This is a genomic window from Nitrobacter sp. 62-13, from assembly GCF_001896955.1.
Classification (GTDB): Bacteria; Pseudomonadota; Alphaproteobacteria; order Rhizobiales; family Xanthobacteraceae; genus Nitrobacter.
Genome location: NZ_MKRN01000088.1, coordinates 1 through 1811 on the forward strand (window position 1 = coordinate 1; position 1811 = coordinate 1811).

The window sequence follows — 1811 nt, forward strand, 5'->3', positions numbered from 1 at the left end:
CCCGCATGATCGACAGATAGTAGAGACCGAGCACGATGTCCTGGCTCGGCACGATGATCGGCTGGCCGTTCGCCGGATGCAGGATGTTGTTGGTCGACATCATCAGCACGCGCGCCTCGAGCTGCGCCTCGAGCGACAGCGGAACATGCACGGCCATCTGGTCGCCGTCGAAGTCGGCATTGAACGCGGCGCAAACCAGCGGGTGAAGCTGGATCGCCTTGCCCTCGATCAACACCGGCTCGAACGCCTGAATGCCGAGACGATGCAAGGTCGGCGCGCGGTTCAACAGCACCGGATGCTCGCGGATAACCTCGTCGAGAATGTCCCAGACCTCGGGGCGCTCCTTCTCGACCAGCTTCTTCGCCTGCTTCACCGTGGTGGACAGACCCTTGGCGTCGAGCCGCGAGTAGATGAACGGCTTGAACAGCTCCAGCGCCATCTTCTTCGGCAGGCCGCACTGATGCAGCTTCAGTTCGGGGCCGACGACGATGACGGAGCGGCCGGAATAATCGACGCGCTTGCCGAGCAGGTTCTGGCGGAAGCGGCCCTGCTTGCCCTTCAGCATGTCGGCGAGCGATTTCAGCGGTCGCTTGTTGGCGCCGGTGATGACGCGGCCACGGCGACCATTGTCGAACAGCGCGTCGACCGCTTCCTGAAGCATGCGCTTTTCGTTGCGGATGATGATGTCCGGCGCGCGCAGCTCCATCAGCCGCTTCAAACGGTTGTTGCGGTTGATGACGCGGCGGTACAGGTCGTTGAGATCGGAGGTGGCGAAGCGGCCGCCGTCGAGCGGAACCAGCGGACGCAGGTCTGGCGGAATCACCGGCACCACGGTCAGGATCATCCACTCCGGCTTGTTGCCGGAGAAGCGGAAGGCCTCGACGATCTTCAGGCGCTTGGCGAGCTTCTTGTGCCGGATATCGGACTCCGTCGCCTGCATTTCGGCGCGCAGTTCCGCCTCGAGCTTTTCGAGCTCAAGCCCCTTCAGCAGTTCGCGGATCGCCTCCGCGCCGATCATGGCGGTGAAGCTGTCCTGGCCGTACTCGTCCTGCGCGCGGAGGTATTCCTCCTCCGACAGCAACTGCCGGTCCTTGAGCGCGGTGAGGCCCGGCTCGAGGACGACGTAATATTCGAAATAGAGGATGCGCTCGAGATCCTTCAGCGTCATGTCGAGCAGAAGGCCGATGCGCGAGGGCAGCGATTTCAGGAACCAGATGTGGGCAACCGGCGCGGCCAGCTCGATATGGCCCATGCGCTCGCGCCGCACGCGCGACAGCGTCACCTCCACCGAGCACTTCTCGCAGATGATGCCCTTGTACTTCATCCGCTTGTACTTGCCGCACAGGCATTCGTAGTCCTTGATCGGCCCGAAGATGCGGGCGCAGAACAGGCCGTCGCGCTCCGGCTTGAACGTGCGGTAGTTGATGGTCTCCGGCTTCTTGATTTCGCCGTAGGACCAAGACAGAATTTTCTCCGGCGACGCGATTGAAATCCGGATTTGGTCGAAGACCTGTGCCGGGGTCGTCGGATTGAACAGGTTCATCACTTCTTGGTTCATGGTCTTCTCCTCGACGGCCGTGTCCCGGATGCTGCGCAGCGCCAGGTGTTTCGCTGCTGATCCAGGACCTCAACGGTCCGCGGAATTCGTTACGGTCCCGGTTCTGCCACGCATCGCCCGTGATGCGCCGCGGCCGGGATAGGCGCTCTCAAACTGTCACTCGGCCGCTTCGGACGTCGGCGTCGCGCCGCCGATCTTGGAATTGTGCAGATCGACATTGAGGCCCAGCGAGCGCATTTCCTTGACCAGCACG

At 62.6% G+C, this 1811-nt stretch carries 1 pseudogene; it reads right to left on the minus strand.

The window, feature by feature from the left end:
• Window positions 1-1558 (minus strand): annotated as a pseudogene (locus BGN91_RS08195) (DNA-directed RNA polymerase subunit beta'); the annotation flags it as partial.
• Window positions 1559-1811: the final 253 nt, after the last annotated feature.